Genomic DNA, 1,334 nt, shown 5'->3' on the forward strand with positions numbered 1-1,334 from the left:
GCTCATCCGACGTTCTCCCAGGTGCCCCGCGCGGCCGAGCGGCTCATCGCGTCGAGGGCGGTCGCGCTGTGCACGGCGTCGACAGACGGGTACGAGCCGGGACGCGTTCGGTCGGCCGTCGCGGCGAGGTCCGGCCGCCGGCGGACGCCGTTCGCGGTCACTGGTTCGTCGAGCGTCAGAGGGGGGCCGATGTCCTGGCCGGATGTCACGGTGGTCGACGCGTGCGTGCGGCGCGACGGCCGGGGCGGCAGCCCCACAGCCGTCACCGACGACGCCCCGGCGGCGACGGACGCGGACCGGCGTGCGGTCGCCGCCGCGGCCGGCACCTCGCACGCGGCGTTCCTCGGCCCGGGGCGGACGCCGGACGGTGGCCGGCCCGTCCGGTTCTTCACCGCCACCGCCGAGCTGTCCGGCTGCGGCCACGGCACCGTCGCCGTGCAGGCCGCCCGGTTGACCCGCACCGCGCTGGGCGAGCTGAACGACCGCCAGCACACCGGCGGACGCACGTTCGAGACCCTCGCGATCCGCCGCCCCGCCGGCATCGAGGTGTGGTTCGACCAGGGCCTCGTCGCGCTGCGCCACCCGGCACCGGACGAGCGCGCCGCGGTCGTCGCCGCGCTCGGGCTCACCGCGGACGGTCCTCATCCGATCGGCGTGCCACGGATCGCCTCGCCCGGCGCACCGCGCATGCTGGTACCGGTCCACGACCGCTCGGCGCTGCTCCGAGTCCGCCCCCACCTCGGCAGGCTGGCAGAGGTGTGCAGGCGGTACGGGCTTCTCGGCTGTTTCGTGTACGTACCACCGGTGGGTGAAAGACCGGGTGCGGCACGGATGTTCGCGCCGACGATCGGTGTCGACGAGGACGTCGCCAACGCCAACAGCACCGGCTGCCTGGCCGCCCACCTGCTCGACACGGCAGGGGCGCAGACGATCGCGATCGAGGTGGAGCAGGGCGACATCCTCGGTCGACCGGCCAGCGTGCTCGCTTCGGCACGACGCGGACGGACGGGCATCGCGACCCGGGTCGGCGGGTTGGCGGTGGTCCGCGACTCTGGCACATGAGCAGTTCGGCGACGGGCACCCGGCCCCCGACCTCCTCGATCTGCCGGCCGATCCGCACGGTGGGGGCCGGCGCGTGGCCGGCGTTCGGGGCGACCAGCGCGACGGTCCCGCCGCACAGCCCCCGCAACCGCCGTGCGGCAGCGCGAACACGTCCTGGCCGTCCACGTGCGGGACGACCGCCGTGGCGTTCGGGGACACCGCAACCCCGCCCTGCGCCGGCGGCGGACGGCTCCCCGAAAGGTGGCCGCGGAGTCAACGTCGGCCGACGAACC

The 1,334-nt window shown here is 75.6% G+C and carries 2 protein-coding genes; one reads left to right on the forward strand and one right to left on the reverse strand.

The window, feature by feature from the left end; translation table 11 throughout:
- Positions 1-2 precede the first annotated feature (2 nt).
- Positions 3-161 carry a hypothetical protein gene (locus ABZ646_RS46750; RefSeq protein WP_360533921.1) on the reverse strand — a complete coding sequence of 53 codons (159 nt, stop codon included), beginning with the start codon at positions 159-161 and terminating at the stop codon, positions 3-5.
- A 28-nt stretch (positions 162-189) separates the two neighbouring features.
- Between ABZ646_RS46750 and ABZ646_RS46755 the strand changes: the two genes are divergently transcribed.
- Positions 190-1,062 carry a PhzF family phenazine biosynthesis isomerase gene (locus tag ABZ646_RS46755; RefSeq protein ID WP_360533924.1) on the forward strand — a complete coding sequence of 291 codons (873 nt, stop codon included), beginning with the start codon at positions 190-192 and terminating at the stop codon, positions 1,060-1,062.
- Positions 1,063-1,334 lie beyond the last annotated feature (272 nt).

Origin of the sequence: Streptomyces sp. NPDC007162 (genome assembly GCF_040634175.1) — a bacterium.
In the GTDB taxonomy this organism is placed as follows: Bacteria; Actinomycetota; Actinomycetes; order Streptomycetales; family Streptomycetaceae; genus Streptomyces.

What these genes read in the sequence shown, in the direction of transcription:
- ABZ646_RS46755 (WP_360533924.1), top strand. Translation starts at nt 190, where the DNA reads ATGTCCTGGCCGGATGTCACGGTGGTCGACGCGTGCGTGCGGCGCGAC.